Annotated in this window: 12 protein-coding genes; 7 read left to right on the top strand and 5 right to left on the bottom strand. The window is 49.3% G+C overall.

The window, feature by feature from the left end; all coding sequences use genetic code 11:
* Nucleotides 1-89: 89 nt before the first annotated feature.
* Nucleotides 90-1,004, bottom strand: a complete 915-nt coding sequence (locus D0Y50_RS00400) for a hypothetical protein (RefSeq protein WP_117314941.1) — start codon at nucleotides 1,002-1,004, stop codon at nucleotides 90-92.
* Nucleotides 1,005-1,191: 187 nt separating this feature from the next.
* Here D0Y50_RS00400 and D0Y50_RS00395 point away from each other — a divergent pair, with 187 nt between their 5' ends.
* The 3 genes from D0Y50_RS00395 to D0Y50_RS00385 all read left to right on the top strand — a co-directional run bounded on the left by D0Y50_RS00395 (nucleotide 1,192) and on the right by D0Y50_RS00385 (nucleotide 4,463).
* Nucleotides 1,192-1,941: a flagellar basal body L-ring protein FlgH gene (locus D0Y50_RS00395; protein WP_117314939.1), complete on the top strand. Its 750-nt coding sequence runs from the start codon at nucleotides 1,192-1,194 to the stop codon at nucleotides 1,939-1,941.
* Between the two features lie 42 nt (nucleotides 1,942-1,983).
* A complete protein-coding gene (locus tag D0Y50_RS00390; RefSeq protein ID WP_170145426.1) occupies nucleotides 1,984-3,153 on the top strand; it encodes a flagellar assembly protein T N-terminal domain-containing protein in 1,170 nt (389 codons plus the stop codon).
* 137 nt (nucleotides 3,154-3,290) lie between these two features.
* On the top strand, nucleotides 3,291-4,463 hold the full coding sequence (locus D0Y50_RS00385; RefSeq protein ID WP_117314934.1) for a GAF domain-containing sensor histidine kinase: 1,173 nt from the start codon (nucleotides 3,291-3,293) through the stop codon (nucleotides 4,461-4,463).
* 12 nt (nucleotides 4,464-4,475) lie between these two features.
* Here the strand turns inward: D0Y50_RS00385 and D0Y50_RS00380 are convergent, their stop codons facing one another.
* Complete coding sequence (locus tag D0Y50_RS00380) at nucleotides 4,476-5,699, bottom strand: DUF1624 domain-containing protein (protein WP_117314932.1); 1,224 nt, start codon at nucleotides 5,697-5,699, stop codon at nucleotides 4,476-4,478.
* Nucleotides 5,700-6,154: 455 nt separating this feature from the next.
* Between D0Y50_RS00380 and D0Y50_RS00375 the strand changes: the two genes are divergently transcribed.
* The 3 genes from D0Y50_RS00375 to D0Y50_RS00365 all read left to right on the top strand — a co-directional run bounded on the left by D0Y50_RS00375 (nucleotide 6,155) and on the right by D0Y50_RS00365 (nucleotide 10,148).
* Nucleotides 6,155-6,562 (top strand): DUF2177 family protein, encoded by a 408-nt coding sequence (locus tag D0Y50_RS00375; RefSeq protein WP_232366361.1) that lies wholly within the window; start codon nucleotides 6,155-6,157, stop codon nucleotides 6,560-6,562.
* Nucleotides 6,563-6,657: 95 nt separating this feature from the next.
* The gene (gene plsB, locus D0Y50_RS00370; protein ID WP_117314928.1) at nucleotides 6,658-9,102 is read left to right on the top strand and encodes a glycerol-3-phosphate 1-O-acyltransferase PlsB; all 2,445 of its coding nucleotides are present in this window, start codon (nucleotides 6,658-6,660) and stop codon (nucleotides 9,100-9,102) included.
* A gap of 68 nt (nucleotides 9,103-9,170) precedes the next feature.
* A complete protein-coding gene (locus D0Y50_RS00365) occupies nucleotides 9,171-10,148 on the top strand; it encodes a Kelch repeat-containing protein (protein ID WP_117314926.1) in 978 nt (325 codons plus the stop codon).
* A gap of 12 nt (nucleotides 10,149-10,160) precedes the next feature.
* Here the strand turns inward: D0Y50_RS00365 and ilvA are convergent, their stop codons facing one another.
* From ilvA to D0Y50_RS00350, 3 genes are read right to left on the bottom strand one after another with little or no spacing between them, the layout of a single operon-like run.
* Nucleotides 10,161-11,696, bottom strand: a complete 1,536-nt coding sequence (gene ilvA, locus D0Y50_RS00360; RefSeq protein WP_117314924.1) for a threonine ammonia-lyase, biosynthetic — start codon at nucleotides 11,694-11,696, stop codon at nucleotides 10,161-10,163.
* Nucleotides 11,693-13,543, bottom strand: a complete 1,851-nt coding sequence (gene ilvD / locus D0Y50_RS00355; protein ID WP_117314922.1) for a dihydroxy-acid dehydratase — start codon at nucleotides 13,541-13,543, stop codon at nucleotides 11,693-11,695. Before ilvD ends, ilvA begins: the two co-directional genes overlap by 4 nt.
* Before the next feature lie 23 nt (nucleotides 13,544-13,566).
* The gene (locus D0Y50_RS00350) at nucleotides 13,567-14,499 is read right to left on the bottom strand and encodes a branched-chain amino acid transaminase (protein WP_108567674.1); all 933 of its coding nucleotides are present in this window, start codon (nucleotides 14,497-14,499) and stop codon (nucleotides 13,567-13,569) included.
* Nucleotides 14,500-14,926: 427 nt separating this feature from the next.
* Here D0Y50_RS00350 and D0Y50_RS00340 point away from each other — a divergent pair, with 427 nt between their 5' ends.
* Complete coding sequence (locus tag D0Y50_RS00340; RefSeq protein WP_108567672.1) at nucleotides 14,927-15,547, top strand: trimeric intracellular cation channel family protein; 621 nt, start codon at nucleotides 14,927-14,929, stop codon at nucleotides 15,545-15,547.
* The last annotated feature ends 11 nt before the right edge of the window (nucleotides 15,548-15,558 follow it).

Raw genomic sequence — 15,558 nt, 5'->3', positions numbered from 1 at the left:
GTCTAAAACCTGCCAATTTCTAGTCCAGCCCTGCACGTTAAGATAGTGCGCGGGTCCCCGCTGCCGGCAACATTATTCCGCCAAGGCCGCTAATCAGCGGCAAATTGACGCCGCGCGAAGGCATAAGCGCGGCTGCTAATGCTCTTCTCAGACTTACTTATTGCCCCACTGAGCGCAGAATTTACTTCATCGCTCGCCGGTGCATTGCCGCTAAACAGAAGATCGTATCCCAGCTGCCACATATTTTGGGTGATAGAACGTCCCGTTATGCCTTCAACCGTTAAATCCAGGGCGCTATAGGCAAGCCCGGTGGGCCCGCCATATAAAAAACTGCCGGCTAAATCTGACACAACGCTGACCTGCGTAGCCGAAGATTGCTGATAAATATCTGCCACCACCGGTATGTGATTTAACAAATTGAGCGCATCGAACCCGTCGTTAATATCGGGACCATTTTGGCCAAACGCATAATCCAGCACGGCGTGCCATCCGGTAGTAGCCGGCGTCAACTGTGCATCAACCACGGGGTTATTTGTCCCTTCGTTTTCTTTATTAAACCCGCTACTGGTAGTGGGCGCTGAGGAAAGGGAGGCGTTAGGTTCGCTAGCCGGAACAGCCATCTTCACCGGTTGGACGGCCGCACTGGCGGCAGATTGCATAAGGTCATGCTGCAGTATCGCCAAAAAACGGTTTTGCAGATTGCTAATGCCCGCATCGACTTCCCCCATAGAGGGCAGATCTTCGCCGAGGGAGCCCAGGCCCATGGTGTCCATGAATTGTTGCTGTAGCGCATTTAATGCCCCCTCGCCCGCTGTCTGCGCCTCTGGCTTATCGACATCACTGCTGTCGCTGGCGCTAGGTGGTGCCCCATTACTGAGTAAATTAAACAACTGAGCAAATCCTGCTTCGGCAGCTACCGACGTGGCTGATGAAGAAGATACGGATAGATCGGGCGCGGTAGTGGGCGCCATGGTCTGGGGGCCGAAAAGGTCAAAATTAAGCATAGAAAACCCTACCCATTGGGCATATGTCAAGATTGTAAAGTTTTTGCAAAACACTGTTAGATAACAATAATTTGGCAAAAATCTCGGTTACTATAATTTCGCAATTCAGCTTAAAAGGACTTAGGCCACTACTCCATGAACAACCCACAAAACGGTGCTTCAATAAGCACATCTGACAGAGTTTGCTATGAAAATAGAATGCCACTTTTTGCTTGTTTTCCTTTCTTTACAATTAGCGGCTTGTAGCCAGACCCCCTCTCAGGAAGAAGCTGTTGTTGCTTCCAGCCCGACCAATCCGGATGTGACTCAGCGTGAAATAGCCGCCCATTCGTCTACCGCTGAGCATGGCGACCCGGCCTTTCGTCCACCTCGAACACAGCCAGTGGAGATAGTAAGCGTGCCAACCGGTTCGCTATTTAACCCCCAGCATGCTGGCAGTTTGTATGTAGTGCATCACAATCACACCGTGGGCGATATGGTGTTAATTGAACTAGATGAACAAACCTCCTCGAAAAAATCGGTAGACTACAATGAAGACAAAGCGAGCAGTTTTCAGATAAAGCCATTAACGGTAAATGCTGGGCCCATTCATATTGCCGATGACGATCTTAATATCGACCATGGGCAAGAGGGCGAATTTAGTAGCTCGGCTAACACCAGTCAGTCGAACACTCTGGAAGGAAAAATAACGGTATATGTGGTTGAGGTACTTCCAAACCGCAATCTGGTGGTAGCCGGAGAGAAGTGGATAACGATGAACCAGGGTAAAGAATATATTCGTTTTTCCGGTGACATCCGAACCCAGGATATCGATCTCAACAACACAGTAAGCTCTCAAAAGGTAGGCAATGCGCTTATTGAGTATTCCGGTAAAGGCACGCTTCAAGATAACCAGCAGCGCACCTTATTAAGTAAACTTTTTTCATTCTTCGGTTAATGGCAAATGAAGAATCTGCGGCGGGGCTTGATAGGTTGTTTAATGTTCGGGGTAAGCGCCATCGCAAGCGCGCAATGGATTCAGGGACAGGCCTCTTTAGCCGTCCACAATGCGCCCTTAGATGAGGTGCGCCGTATGGCTATCAAAAGTGCCATCGCAGATGCATCATTTACCTCAGGGAGCCTGATCACCGCGCAGGATGTCGTTATTGATGGCTTGCTGGTTAGCAGTAAAGCCGAAGTACATACTACCGGCCGTATTCAGCGGGTCGAGATTTTGCAAGAAACGCTAGAAGAAAACCAATTAACCGTGGTGATCCGCGCGAATATTACCCCGCTATTTCAGTGTGAAAGTGATAAATATGCGCGTTCTGTGGTGGTAAGTCAGTTGATATTGCTTAATCCTCGCCAAGCCGCCCACGGCGATATTTACGATTTTGGTGCAAAGATTAGCCAACGGTTTGCGCAGCAACTGCAGCGCCAGCCCGGCTCGCTGGATGTGCTTTTATACAATAAAGCCTTTATGCAACAAACTCGCCCGGTCACGTTCCTCCCCCTGCAGCTGAATGAAAAAGCCGCACTATTGGCCAGAGAGCTTGGAAAACAATTTATTATTTTCGGTCAAATTCGCGATATCAGTTTATTTGAACAGGTTAATACCAGTAAGACCCGGAATAACACTGCACTTCGGCGTAATTTCACTTTGGATATCTATGTTATCGACGCCTTTCGGCAAAGTGTGTTGCTGCAGGAAAGCTATTATAGCGAAGCAGACTGGACCTTTAGTCCGGCTAATGCGGTAGATACCAGTAACAGTTTATTCTGGCGCAGCGACTTTGGCAGAGTCGCTCTGAATACCGTTAATTCTGCCGTATCCGATATAAGCCATGCCATTGCATGTGAAAAAACGGTCACCCAGGTTATCGATCACGTGCCCGACGGGGTCGTGATAGGCATGGGGGAGAAAGAAGGCGTACAAGTGGGCGATGAATTTACGCTGGTCAAATACCAAACGCTCAAGCGCACGGCGTCAACCGGCTTAACACTGACCCGACCTTTACCGCAATTCACCTTTAAAGTCACCAATATTAATGCGCATGTTGCTATACTACAGGGAACTACACAGCACGCGCTGGCGGCTGTAAATCTGTACGATTTGATCGCACCTAGCACTATAAAAACGTCAAAAAAGGCTGTTACTGGCCCCGATTAACCGCTTATAGTAGGCTGTGTTGATTGAGTATTTTGTAGCGCCATGGTATGCATGTAGTCTATCAGTATTAGTTGACCAGGCACTCTATTTCACAGTGCGATTTGGTAGTGAGAGAAAAAGGCGGGTAACCCATAATAATGCGTCCATCAGTGCAGCAAGATATTCATGCCATACAATCTATTGAAGCCGTACCTACTATCCTGAGCATGATTTCTGAATCAACCGGTTTGCGCTTTGTTTGTATAGCTCGGGTAAGCCCCGATAACTGGACAGCCTGCGCTGTGCTGGATAACGCCAACTTTAATCTATTGCCAGGCGATACGCTGGAAATAAGCACAACTTTTTGCGAGCAGGTTAGGAGTTCGCAAAAAGAGGTTATGATAGATCATGTGGAACAAGACAACGTTTATCATAATCATCCAACGCCGAAAATGTACGGCTTTGAAAGCTACTTTTCGTACCCTATCTATGACGCTCAGGGCGACTTTTTTGGGACACTGTGTGGCTTAGATCCTCTTCCCATGAAGCTTAAAACTGATACTACGCGCAGTATGATTGCTTCATTTGCCCAGCTTATCTCCCGTCAGTTATCTGCTGAAAGGCGTTTTTCAGAAGCTCAGCAGGCTCTTCAGGAAGAACAGGCCATGGCGCAGCTCAGAGAACAATACATCGCTATTTTAGGCCATGACCTGCGCACCCCGCTGTCGTCTATTATGATGGGTGTAGATGTTTTAAAGCTGATGCCATTGGCTAAAGATGCGGCCTCAGTATTAAAGCGAATGGAAAACAGTGCCAAGCGTATTTCCTTGTTAACTGACAATGTGATGGATTTCACGCACGGGCAAATGGGCAAAGGTATCCCCATCAAAAGAGTACCCTGCGCTAATTTGGCCGAGGTGTTAAAGCACACCGTGGCTGAGCTGGAAAGTAATTATCATAAACGCACATTCATTAGTAATATTGATGTTACCGGCGTAATTTACTGCGATACCGGCCGCTTAGCTCAGTTGTTATCTAACCTGCTAATAAATGCGCTGGTGCATGGCGACAGCAGCCAGCCTGTTGTTATCAACGCTCATAACCGCAATGGGCAACTCCTTATTGAAGTCGCTAACGGTGGGCAGCCTATCCCGGCAGAAACCCAGGCCAGGTTATTTCAACCATTCTGGAGAAACCCTTGGCAGGGCGCCCATAAAGGCCTGGGGCTTGGATTGTTTATAGCTTCGCAAATTGCAGCAGCCCATCAGGGCGAGCTTGCCGTTGCGTCTGACGAACAACAAACCACATTTACTTTTACTGCCCAGCTTTAGGCCAGTTCACGCTTAAAAATACTTGATGAGCGCGTGCTTACTTCGTCTTTTATAGCGCGAGAAGGCCCGGGTTGGCCAATACAAACCTGCCCCCATCAGCCCCGCACAAAGCCAAATTTGCCATACATGATCGAAGGCAAACCACTGCCCGTAATTAGCGCCAAAGACAGCTAACGCCAGCTGATAACTCATTAATAATACGCCCAAATGTAGAATATAAAAAAACATTGGCGCAGCGCCAAAAATCTCTATACCCCAAGAGAAGCGGTTATTGACATTTTCTAGCAGACCGAGCAGCAGTAAGGCGCCCCCCAGGGTAAACAAGACAAAGTCTAAGGAAGGCGGGTATTTGGTATAGTTTACAAATTGCATAACGTTATACAGCCAGTCTGCATGCCCCGTAAAAGACAGAGCTTCGCCATACCCCAGACGTGTTCGCAAAAGCCCCAATAGCAGCCATAACGCTACCGCAAGGCCGATTAATACACGCTGACGTAGTGCGCTTGAAACGGTCTGGGCGTACATCCGGCCCAGGCTATATCCCAATAGAATCACGCCAATCCAGGGCAATACCGGATACGACGCTTTGATAGCAAAGCCTTCACTGGTATAAATAAACCCTGGGTCATGCAAGATAGTCCACAGCGTGTAACCTCTTTGTCCCGGCGTAAAAGAGATCGGATCCAGCAGGTTGTGGCCCGCGACAATCGTTATACCAAGGCACAGCAGTATCAGCCAGGGCAAGCGGCATAATATCCCCAACAGCAACATGCTAACCCCTATTGCCCACATGACCTGCAACCATAACGTGTCATAACTGCCCATCCACAACCAATTAATAACGGCTATTTCAATGCCAATAATAAACAGCCCACGCTTAAGCAGAAATGCTGAGGCGGATCGGGGAGGCTGGTGTGCGGGATGGGCGTACAGCCATGCTGAAACCCCCGTTAGAAAAACAAACACCGGCGCACAAAAATGAGCCGCCAAACGGGTAAAAAAGAGCGCCGGACTGGTGCTGTCCAGGTCCATAGGATCGGTAACCTGCTGGTGATAGAAAAACCGCTCCCGAACATGGTCGACCAGCATCAGCAGCATGACTAAGGCACGTAAAATATCGATAGCAGCAATCCGCCCGGTAGGCGGGTTGCGCTGTATGGTGGACGCGCCGGCGCCTGTGTTTGCCGCTATAGGAGAATATGCAGAGGATAATATCGGGGGCGCGAAACTACTCATAAGATGTCTATTTACTCTTGTTCGATTTATCTAGCACCGTCTGCTTTATCTCGGTGCCAGCTTTTCTATCAGCGGCCGGGGGCTTTGCCTTTTATTGCGGCTAAACATACCAGTAACATTTAGAGATGTGATAACATAACAATAGTCTATCGGTAAACAATCGTGTTGTCGAACCTCCGTGGCCCGTCTATCAATCGCCCGTCTATCAATCGCCCGGCTATCAGTGGGCCGGAGCTCAATAGTGCGGTGGCACAATAAAATTGCCTCATTATACGGTCAGCTTCATCTACGCTGGCTCGGTAGGCGGAATCGAGTACCGGTTAACCTGCCCTCGCCGCAATTACCTATGAAAAGCCTTGCACGGCCCCCAGAAGAAATCTTTTACTGTTGTATTCACATATTGCAAACTGAACCAAAGGGCTGACAAACCCGTTACCAACACTATGAAAAACACAATGACGTCCTTTGCTCTGGCTTACCTTGCCATACTCATCGCGTTTGGTTTACTCGATGGTATCTGGCTGGGCGTTATTGCTATGCCTTTGTACGTAGACTATTTCAGTGGTTTGTTACGCGCACAGTTTGTCAGCTGGCCCTGGATAGTATTCTACGTGTTGTATTGTTTAGCGGTGGTGGTATTGGCGGTGCGGCCAGCGCGGGGCCGGCCAGTCGGGGCCGCCGCAGCTAACGGCTTTATGCTAGGTGCCACCGCCTATGGCACCTACAATTTGACTGCCTATTCAATTATCGCAGGGTGGCCATTAACGATGACGCTGGTAGATTGGGTATGGGGCGCGTTCGCTACCATGGTACTGGCTGGAGTGGGAGCGCAGGTCGTCAGGTGGCGCGAGCGCCGTGGCTGAACGGCGTTCGGCTTTGCCTCTACCCCGCCCGACTTTAAAATTTAGCCAATACATGTGATACACTGCGCCGGTTTTTATTACACAGGATTTCTTACATGTCGTGGATGCGCAGAACGCTTCTATCGGTGTTTCACTATCCGGTTAAATGGCTGGTAAAACCGCATACTATTCCGTCAAATGTGGAATCAGAGCTAGGCATAGACCGCGCCAAGCCCATTATTTATTTGCTCCCCAGCAATTCTGTTACCGACCAGCTGGCTTTACGTATGGCCACACTACGTATGGACCTACCCAGCCCGACAGAGCAAATTTCGCTGGGGGGACATCACTATCCAACCTGCTTGTTTTTGCGTAAAACACAGCGGGTTATCATGCGCGGCGAAATGAAAACAGACATTGAAGCGGTATTCACCGACCTGTTCCACTTACATCGCGATAACCCTCAGTTAGATGTGCAGGTAGTACCGGTATTCATTTCCTGGGGCCGGGCGCCGGGTAAAGGAACACCTGGCTTGAGCGATCTGATTGCAGATGTCGCAGCGCCGTCCTGGCTACGTAAATTATTTATCGTCATGTTCTTGGGCCGCGATAACTTCATCAGCTTTAGTAAGGCTGTGTCATCCAATGCCATGTCTACTCAACATGGTAGTGATGAACTTATTGCCCATAAACTGGTACGTTTAGCCAGTACCCACTTCCATCGAAAAAGACAAAGCCTTACCGGCCCGACGTTGCTTGAACGGCAGGAGTTACACAACGCCGTACTTGGTTCCACCGCAGTCAAGCGGGCTATCAGTGAACAAGGGGGCAGTAAAAAAAGCTCACCCGATAAAGCGCGCCAGGATGCTCTAAAATACATCAATGAAATTGCCGCCGATTACCGTGAAGGGTTGGTACGTTTTGGCGACAGGCTGCTTACCCGTATCTGGAACAAAATTTATAACGGTATCGGGGTAGCGCATAGTGACCGGATTCGTGAACTGGCCCGCAACGGCCATGAAATAATTTACGTACCTTGCCACCGCAGTCACATGGATTATTTGCTGTTAACCTATGTGATTTATCATGAGGGCATGGTCACGCCACACATTGCAGCGGGGATTAATCTTAATTTCTGGCCAGTAGGGAAAATTTTTCGCCGGGGCGGCGCGTTTTTCTTACGCCGTAGCTTCGCTGGCAATAAATTGTATACCGCTGTATTTCGCGAATATCTTGAGCTGCTGTTTAACAAAGGCTATTCAGTTAAGTACTACCCTGAAGGTGGCCGAAGCCGCACCGGCCGTTTGATCCCGCCTAAAACCGGCATGCTTGCGATGACCATGCAAGCCTTGGTAAAAGGCGTGAATCGTCCGGTCAGTATTGTGCCGGTGTATATCGGTTACGAAAACGTGATGGAAGTAAAAAGCTACCTGAACGAGCTTAAAGGCAGCTCAAAGAAAAAAGAGTCTACCTGGCAGGTCTTCTCGGCAATTCGTAAACTTAAAAATTATGGCTATGGGTACGTTAACTTTGGCGAGCCCATTCAACTAAACCAGTATTTGGAAAAGCAAATTCCCCAGTGGCGGGAAAAACTGCCCAAAGATCCAGACAAAAAACCCGCCTGGCTGACACCCATGGTTAATGACCTGGCGAACGAGGTGATGCTGCGAATTAACCGGGCGGCCGCGATTAATGGCATGGCATTATCAGCATTGTGTTTGTTGTCATCGAAAAACAACACCATGAGCGAAAATGAACTATGCCATGCGCTGGATAACTTTCTAACGCTGTTGCGGCAGGCGCCATTTTCGGCCGATTTTACCATTCCTGAAGATACCCCGGACCAAATGCTGGCCCATGTACTGAAGCTAAACCGTTTTGCGGTGACCAACGATGGTTATGGTAAGCTGATTCAACCGCAGAAGGACTCTGCGGTATATCTGACGTACTACCGCAACAATATACTGCATTTATTCGCCTTGCCGGGTATTGCGATGGCAGCGGTGTTTGGCCACAAAGCCTGTCGCCGCGACTATGTTTTACGTTTGGTGGCAGCGCTATATCCGCTATTACAGCGCGAGTTGTTCATTCACCTTACCCAGGATGAGGCACTGGCCTATACCGACCGTCTAATCAGCCAAATGCTGGAGCAAGGTTTGTTGCGCCAGCAGGGGGAGTGTATTTTACCGCCCGAACCAAATGATAAAACTTTCCACAGCGCATGGCTGTTAAGCCGTTGTATGCAGGAAACTTTTCAACGCTACGCGGTGGTGTTAACCATTATTGAAAAAGAGCGGGTTATCAGCCGTGGACAGTTAGAACGAACCAGCCGTAAAGTAGCGGAACGTTTATCGACACTCTATGGCATGAGCTCTCCTGAGTTTTACGATAAAAATGTACTATCCAGCTTTATTACCGCCTTACGGGAAAATCACTGGCTGGACTCTACTGCCGATGGCTCGTTAAAATATTCAGAAGAAAGCGCGGCATTGCGCAAAGATGTGACGGCTTTGGTTTGGCCTGAAATAGTACAACACCTTGAAAATGTAGAGCTGCATTGAGCCCGGTCACCAACCGGGCCGACCGCGTGCAGCCGCCATATACTAATAAGAAATCAAAAGGGATAAAGATGGTTAACCGTGTAAGTAGCCTAATAGCAGTAGCGATTTGCAGCGTACTGATGCTTGGAGGGTGTGCTCAGCAGCCCAAAGAAGTATTTAGTGCTACCCTGCCGTTTAAACTGGAAACCGCCCGCTTTGGCGAAGGGGTGGCCAACGATGGCACAAATATTTACGTTTTTGGTGGCTCGCGCGGGGGAGAATGGTTAGATGATGTGGAAATCATCGACCCTACTACAAAAAACATTCAGGTGCTGGACGACCATATTATACCCCGCCGGTACTTTTCAGCGGTGTATGACGAACAGGGAAAAATCTACCTTATTGGCGGTATTTCTCACGAAAACGGTGAATTCAATTACGAAAGCCGGGTAGAAGTTTTTGATACGCAAAGCAGAATGGTGACCCAGGTAGCACCGCTGCCCTATCCCACCCGGGTTAACGCGGCAGTGTATTTGGATGGCAAAATCTATGTTATGGGTGGCGGCCATCGCGACTGGGAAACGAATGACATGAAGCGTTCATCCCTGATGGCCGTTTATGACGTTGCGACCAACACCTGGTCGCTCGCGCCCCCGATGCCAACGGCCCGGGAAACCGCTGCGGTAAAACATGATGGCAAAATCTATGTGGTGGGCGGATATGATGGTAAGGGCGCGGTCACAGCCTTTGAACGTTACGATCCGGTAACGCAAGTATGGGATACGCTGCCCGACCTGCCGCAGCCTCTTAGCGCGCATTCTGCGGCGGTATGGCGAGACCAGTTATTTACCTTTGGTCACTATACCAACCTTGCCGCCTCGTATGTCTTCGACTTTACCACGCAAACCTGGCGCGAAGCGCAGTTGCCGCTAAAAGACGGACGCCATAATAAAGCGACCACTATGGGCGATAATATCTATGTGATTGGCGGCTTTACCCCAGATGATGCAGGGCTTGATTTAATTCAGGTGTTTGATGAGGCGGCATTAAAAAAGGCGGCTGATTAAGCCGCCTTTGGGTTACTCGCCTGCCAGGAAAAACTGGTAGGCCGGGTCGCTGGTGACATCTTTACAGCTATAACCCAGGTCCTCTACGTGCTGATTAAAGGCGTCGCGGCTGGCCGGTTCAATATCAAACCCAGCCAAAACCAGGCCTTTGGCGGCACCATGATTACGATAATGGAACAGCGTAATATTCCAACGCTCGCCAAGGGTATTTAAAAATTTCAGCAAAGCTCCCGGATGTTCGGGAAACTCAAAGGTAAAGACCGTTTCATTGAGCAACGTGGGCGGCCGCCCCCCGACCATGTGCCGAACGTGCAACTTAGCCAGTTCATTGTCCGACAAGTTAAAGCAATCGTAGCCTTTATCGCCCAGTGAATTATGCAACAAAGCAAATTCCTGTTGGCCACCTTTTAGCTTCACTCCGACAAAAACATGGGCATCCTCACCACTGCCATAGCGGTAATTAAATTCCGTTATGTTTTTCCCCCCCAGGGCTTCGCAAAATCCTTTAAAAGCCCCGGGCCGCTCGGGTAACCTGGCGGCAAATACCGCCTCTTTTTGTTCGGCCAGCTCACACCGTTCAGACACATACCGCAAAGTATGAAAATTGATATTCGCGCCGCACAGAATACCGCCCAGCTGCTTGCCTTTTACATTGTGCTGTTTAATGTACTTACGGATAGCTGCCACCGACAATGCCCCAGCGGGCTCAGCAATAACCCGGGTATCATCAAAAATATCTTTGATTGCGCCACAAATTTCGTCATTGGTTACGGTAACGGTTTCATCTATCAGACGGTCGCATAACCGAAACGTTTCCTCACCCATGATTTTCACAGCAACGCCATCTGCAAAAATACCCACCGAGGGCAAGGGAACGGGTTTGCCGGCGGCTTTTGCTGCCATAAAGCAAGCGGACTCTTCTGATTCCACTGCCACAATTTTTATGTCGGGTTTTAGTTGTTTAAGGTAAACCGCAATACCGGCGGCTAAACCACCCCCACCCACCGCCACAAATAAAATATCCAGGTCAGCGTTTTGCTCAAGTAGTTCCCGGGCCACCGTGCCCTGCCCGGCAATCACATCCGGATCGTCAAAAGGCGGGATAAACGTGTAACCGTGTTCCTGAGCCAGCGCTTTGGCTTTGGTACTGGCCTGGTCAAAATTAGTTCCATACAACACCACTTCGGCCAGCTTCCCGCCAAACCGACGCACTGCATCAACCTTAATTTCCGGCGTTGTTTCAGGCATCACAATAGTGGCTTTAATGCCTTTAACATTGGCTCCATATGCCAAGCCCTGAGCATGATTACCAGCAGACGCAGCAATTACCCCAGCCTCTTGTTGGGCGTCTGTAAGCGTGCTTAGCCGATTATAGGCCCCTCTTAGTTTGAAGGACTTCACCGGCTGTTGGTCTTCACGTTTGAGAAAAACCTCGTTTCCCAACTCCTGCGACAACCGGGACATCAGCACCAACTCGCTGGCCACCGCCACATCGTAAACAGGGGCCAGCAGAATTTTTTTCAAATAATCGTGGTCGCTGATATTCATACATCTTCCAGCTTCGCAGGGTCACGTACCGCGCCTTTATCGGCGCTGGTGGCCAACAAAGCAAAATTCTTCAGTGACAACGACACCTGCCGCTGACGGTTTTTCGGTTTCCACGGCTTGTCGCTAGCTTCCATGACCTCACGACGATGGGCTAAATCTGCATCACTGATGTCGATATTGATACTGCGATTAGGAATATCGATGATAATTTTATCACCCTCCTCCACCAGGCCAATGCCGCCACCGCTGGCCGCCTCAGGCGAACAATGGCCGATAGACAACCCACTAGTACCACCGGAAAAACGGCCGTCGGTTATCAAGGCGCAGGCTTTGCCCAGCCCTTTTGATTTTAAGTAAGAGGTGGGATACAGCATTTCCTGCATACCAGGCCCCCCACGCGGTCCTTCGTAACGAATGATAACCACATCACCGGCTTTTACGTCGTCTTCCAAAATAGCGGCGACCGCTTCATCCTGGCTTTCGTAAATACGGGCGTTGCCGGTGAATTTTAAAATAGACGCATCAACGCCGGCGGTTTTTACAATACAGCCATCCACCGCCAGATTGCCATACAATACGGCCAGCCCGCCTTCGGTACTAAATGCATGATCTAAAGAGCGGATACAACCATTTTCCCGATCATTATCTACATCCGGCCAACGGCAACTTTGGCTAAATGCCTGCGTGGTACGAATACCCGCCGGCCCGGCTCGATAAAACTGATGCGCGGCATCGTTATCGGTACGAGTAATATCCCACTGGTGAATAACTTCGCCTATTGAGCTGCCCAAAACATGATGATTATCTTTGTGCAGCAGCCCAGCTTTGTTTAACTCGCCTAAAATAGCCAGTACGCCGCCTGCCCTGTGCACATCTTCCATATGGTATTTGGGTGTGGAAGGCGCCACTTTGCATAAGTGCGGTACCTGACGCGATAGCCGGTCAATATCAGCCATACTAAAAGGTACTTCGCCTTCGATGGCAGCGGCCAGTAAATGCAAAATAGTGTTGGTAGACCCACCCATCGCAATATCCAGACTCATGGCATTTTCAAACGCCTTAAAGTTTGCAATATTGCGTGGCAAAGCACTGTCATCGTCATCACCGTACCAACGCTGGCATAACTCAACCACTAATTCGCCGGCACGTTTAAATAAACCTTCACGGTCGGCATGGGTTGCCAGCATTGAGCCATTACCGGGTAACGACAATCCCAGCGCTTCGGTCAAACAGTTCATTGAGTTAGCGGTGAACATACCAGAACAGGATCCACAGGTAGGGCAAGCGGAACGCTCAATTTCCCCAGAATCTTCATCAGAAACTTTATCATCACCTGCCGCAACCATGGCGTCGACCAGGTCCAGCTTGATAATTTGGTCAGATAGTTTGGTTTTACCTGCTTCCATCGGTCCACCCGAAACAAATACCACCGGAATGTTCAGGCGCATAGCGGCCATCAACATACCGGGGGTAATTTTGTCGCAGTTTGAAATACACACCAGGGCATCAGCACAATGGGCGTTAACCATATATTCTACTGAGTCGGCAATGATCTCACGCGAGGGCAGGCTATACAGCATACCGCTGTGACCCATTGCAATACCATCGTCTACTGCGATGGTATTAAATTCTTTGGCTACACCGCCGGCCTCTTCAACACTGCGGGCAACTAATTGCCCCATATCTTTAAGATGTACATGCCCAGGTACGAACTGGGTGAAGGAGTTTGCTACGGCAACAATAGGCTTGCCGAAGTCGCTGTCTTTCATTCCGGTTGCACGCCACAACGCGCGCGCGCCGGCCATGTTTCTGCCTTGAGTGGTGGTTGCTGATCGTAACTTGGGCATAATACTTTCCAAAAATTGCGGGTTTATTTGTAAACCGGGGTTAACCAGTTCCATTTATCTTCGGTGGTGCCGTTAAACAGGCCGAAGAATTTATCCTGTACCTTGGCGGTAATCGGGCCTCTGCCCCCATTACCAACGGCAATACCATCTACACTGCGCACGGGCGTTACTTCTGCCGCGGTACCACACATAAACACTTCATCGGCCAGGTACATCGCTTCGCGGGCTATGTTTTCTTCGCGTACTTCATACCCCATATCGCGTAGTAAGGTCATGACTGTGTCGCGGGTAATGCCCGGCAAAATGGCGGCAGTTTTAGGGGTAGTGGTCACGACACCATCGCGGGCAATAAAGATATTTTCACCCGCGCCTTCGCTGATATAACCATTGCGGTCAAGGGCGATACCTTCACCATAACCGTGGCGTCGGGCTTCCATCGAAATAAGCTGAGAAGATAAGTAGTTACCGCCCGCTTTAGCACCTGTAGGCATAGTGTTAGCCGCCAGGCGGTTCCACGACGAAATCCCCGCATCTACCCCATTCTTCAAGGCTTCTTCACCTAAGTAAGCGCCCCATTCAAAAGCCGCAATAGTCACTTCGGTTTCCTGGCCGAAAGGCACCTGCAAACCCATACCAATATCGCCGTAAAATGCGATAGGACGAATATAGGCACTTTGTAAATCATTTTTACGAATGATGTTGAGGGTGGCCTCATTGATCTCATCCAGGGTATAAGGGATGGTCATACGGTAGACTTTGGCGGAATCAAATAACCGACGGTTATGTTCCTGCAAACGAAATACACAGGTTCCTTGGTCTGGCGTTTTATAGGCACGGATACCTTCAAACACCGATGAGCCATAGTGTATCGCGTGTGACATCACATGCACGGTGGCCTCTTTCCAGTGTTTAATTTCGCCATTGAACCAAATGTATTCAGCGGGTTGCTTTGCCATGTTTATTCCTTATCAGTCGGGCTATAACGCCCACAATGCCGCAAGTAGCAGCAAATTAATCGTTCAGGTAAATCATACAGCAGGTCGCAAAATCGCCCAACCGGCCTGTCTGAACAATTCGACAGGTGGACAGCATTTTTTACAGCTAAGCAGTATTACCATGCACGTTCTGTTTTGAAATTCACGCACAGACAAGGAGGTGTGCAGGCTTTGCACAAACCAGATTTGAACCGTCTTTAGCAGGACAGTTTTTAAGAAGATAGTCGGATGTACCGCAGAAAATTTCCTAAAATTGGTGAAATGGCTGATCCACCAAGCGGCGTAGTGGCAATAAATAGCATGAAGTAGATGTAATATTCAAGACATTTACACTTACTTTCCTCCGCTGGCTTTACAAATAATCAAACCAACTTATGAGGCGTCACTAGTGTCTGACGAATGGTTTCATGTACTTAACTTAATCGGTGTGGCCTTTTTCTCGGTCTCGGGAACACTGATGGCATTTGAAAAAGATGTCGATGGCTTTGGGGTGGTGGTACTTGCCTCCATCACCGCCGTGGGCGGCGGAACATTACGTGATGTCCTGCTCGACCAACCGGTGTTCTGGATAGCCCAGGCTGACTATTTGTATATTACCTATGCAGCGTCAATTGTTACCATTATTTTACAGCGGACGAGTTGGGAATTTCCCAGTTATACCCTCAATGTGGTAGATGCTTTTGGTTTGGGCCTATTTAATATCATTGGTATCGAGAAGTCTCTAATCAACGAAACCGGAATGGTCATTGCTATCACCCTGGGAACCACTACCGGTATTTTTGGGGGCCTGATACGGGATGTGATTTGTCGCGAAATTCCGATGGTAATGCGCGGCGATTTATACGCCACCGCCTGCCTTAGCGGTGGCCTGATGTATGCTGGTTTGTTTTATTTATCAGTTCCTTATATTTTTTGCATACTGGGTTCTCTGGCTACCACTATCTTTTTGCGAATGGGGGCATTGCACTGGAACTGGGAAGTGCCTATCTTCAAGCGTCCAGGCGGCTGAGTCTGGCCGTA

This window comes from Salinimonas sediminis, assembly GCF_003429285.1.
Taxonomy (GTDB): domain Bacteria; phylum Pseudomonadota; class Gammaproteobacteria; order Enterobacterales; family Alteromonadaceae; genus Alteromonas; species Alteromonas indica.
The sequence above is the reverse complement of the archived record's forward strand: the minus strand, read 5'-3'. Positions and strand labels throughout refer to the sequence as shown.

Bases quoted from the DNA above. Each gene is read 5' to 3' on its own strand.
- D0Y50_RS00395 (WP_117314939.1), top strand. From the start codon at position 1,192: ATGAAAATAGAATGCCACTTTTTGCTTGTTTTCCTTTCTTTACAATTA.
- ilvD (WP_117314922.1), bottom strand. From the start codon at position 13,543: ATGCCCAAGTTACGATCAGCAACCACCACTCAAGGCAGAAACATGGCC.
- plsB (WP_117314928.1), top strand. From the start codon at position 6,658: ATGTCGTGGATGCGCAGAACGCTTCTATCGGTGTTTCACTATCCGGTT.
- D0Y50_RS00350 (WP_108567674.1), bottom strand. From the start codon at position 14,499: ATGGCAAAGCAACCCGCTGAATACATTTGGTTCAATGGCGAAATTAAA.
- D0Y50_RS00390 (WP_170145426.1), top strand. From the start codon at position 1,984: ATGTTCGGGGTAAGCGCCATCGCAAGCGCGCAATGGATTCAGGGACAG.
- D0Y50_RS00385 (WP_117314934.1), top strand. From the start codon at position 3,291: ATGCGTCCATCAGTGCAGCAAGATATTCATGCCATACAATCTATTGAA.
- D0Y50_RS00400 (WP_117314941.1), bottom strand. From the start codon at position 1,004: ATGCTTAATTTTGACCTTTTCGGCCCCCAGACCATGGCGCCCACTACC.
- ilvA (WP_117314924.1), bottom strand. From the start codon at position 11,696: ATGAATATCAGCGACCACGATTATTTGAAAAAAATTCTGCTGGCCCCT.
- D0Y50_RS00380 (WP_117314932.1), bottom strand. From the start codon at position 5,699: ATGAGTAGTTTCGCGCCCCCGATATTATCCTCTGCATATTCTCCTATA.
- D0Y50_RS00375 (WP_232366361.1), top strand. From the start codon at position 6,155: ATGACGTCCTTTGCTCTGGCTTACCTTGCCATACTCATCGCGTTTGGT.
- D0Y50_RS00365 (WP_117314926.1), top strand. From the start codon at position 9,171: ATGGTTAACCGTGTAAGTAGCCTAATAGCAGTAGCGATTTGCAGCGTA.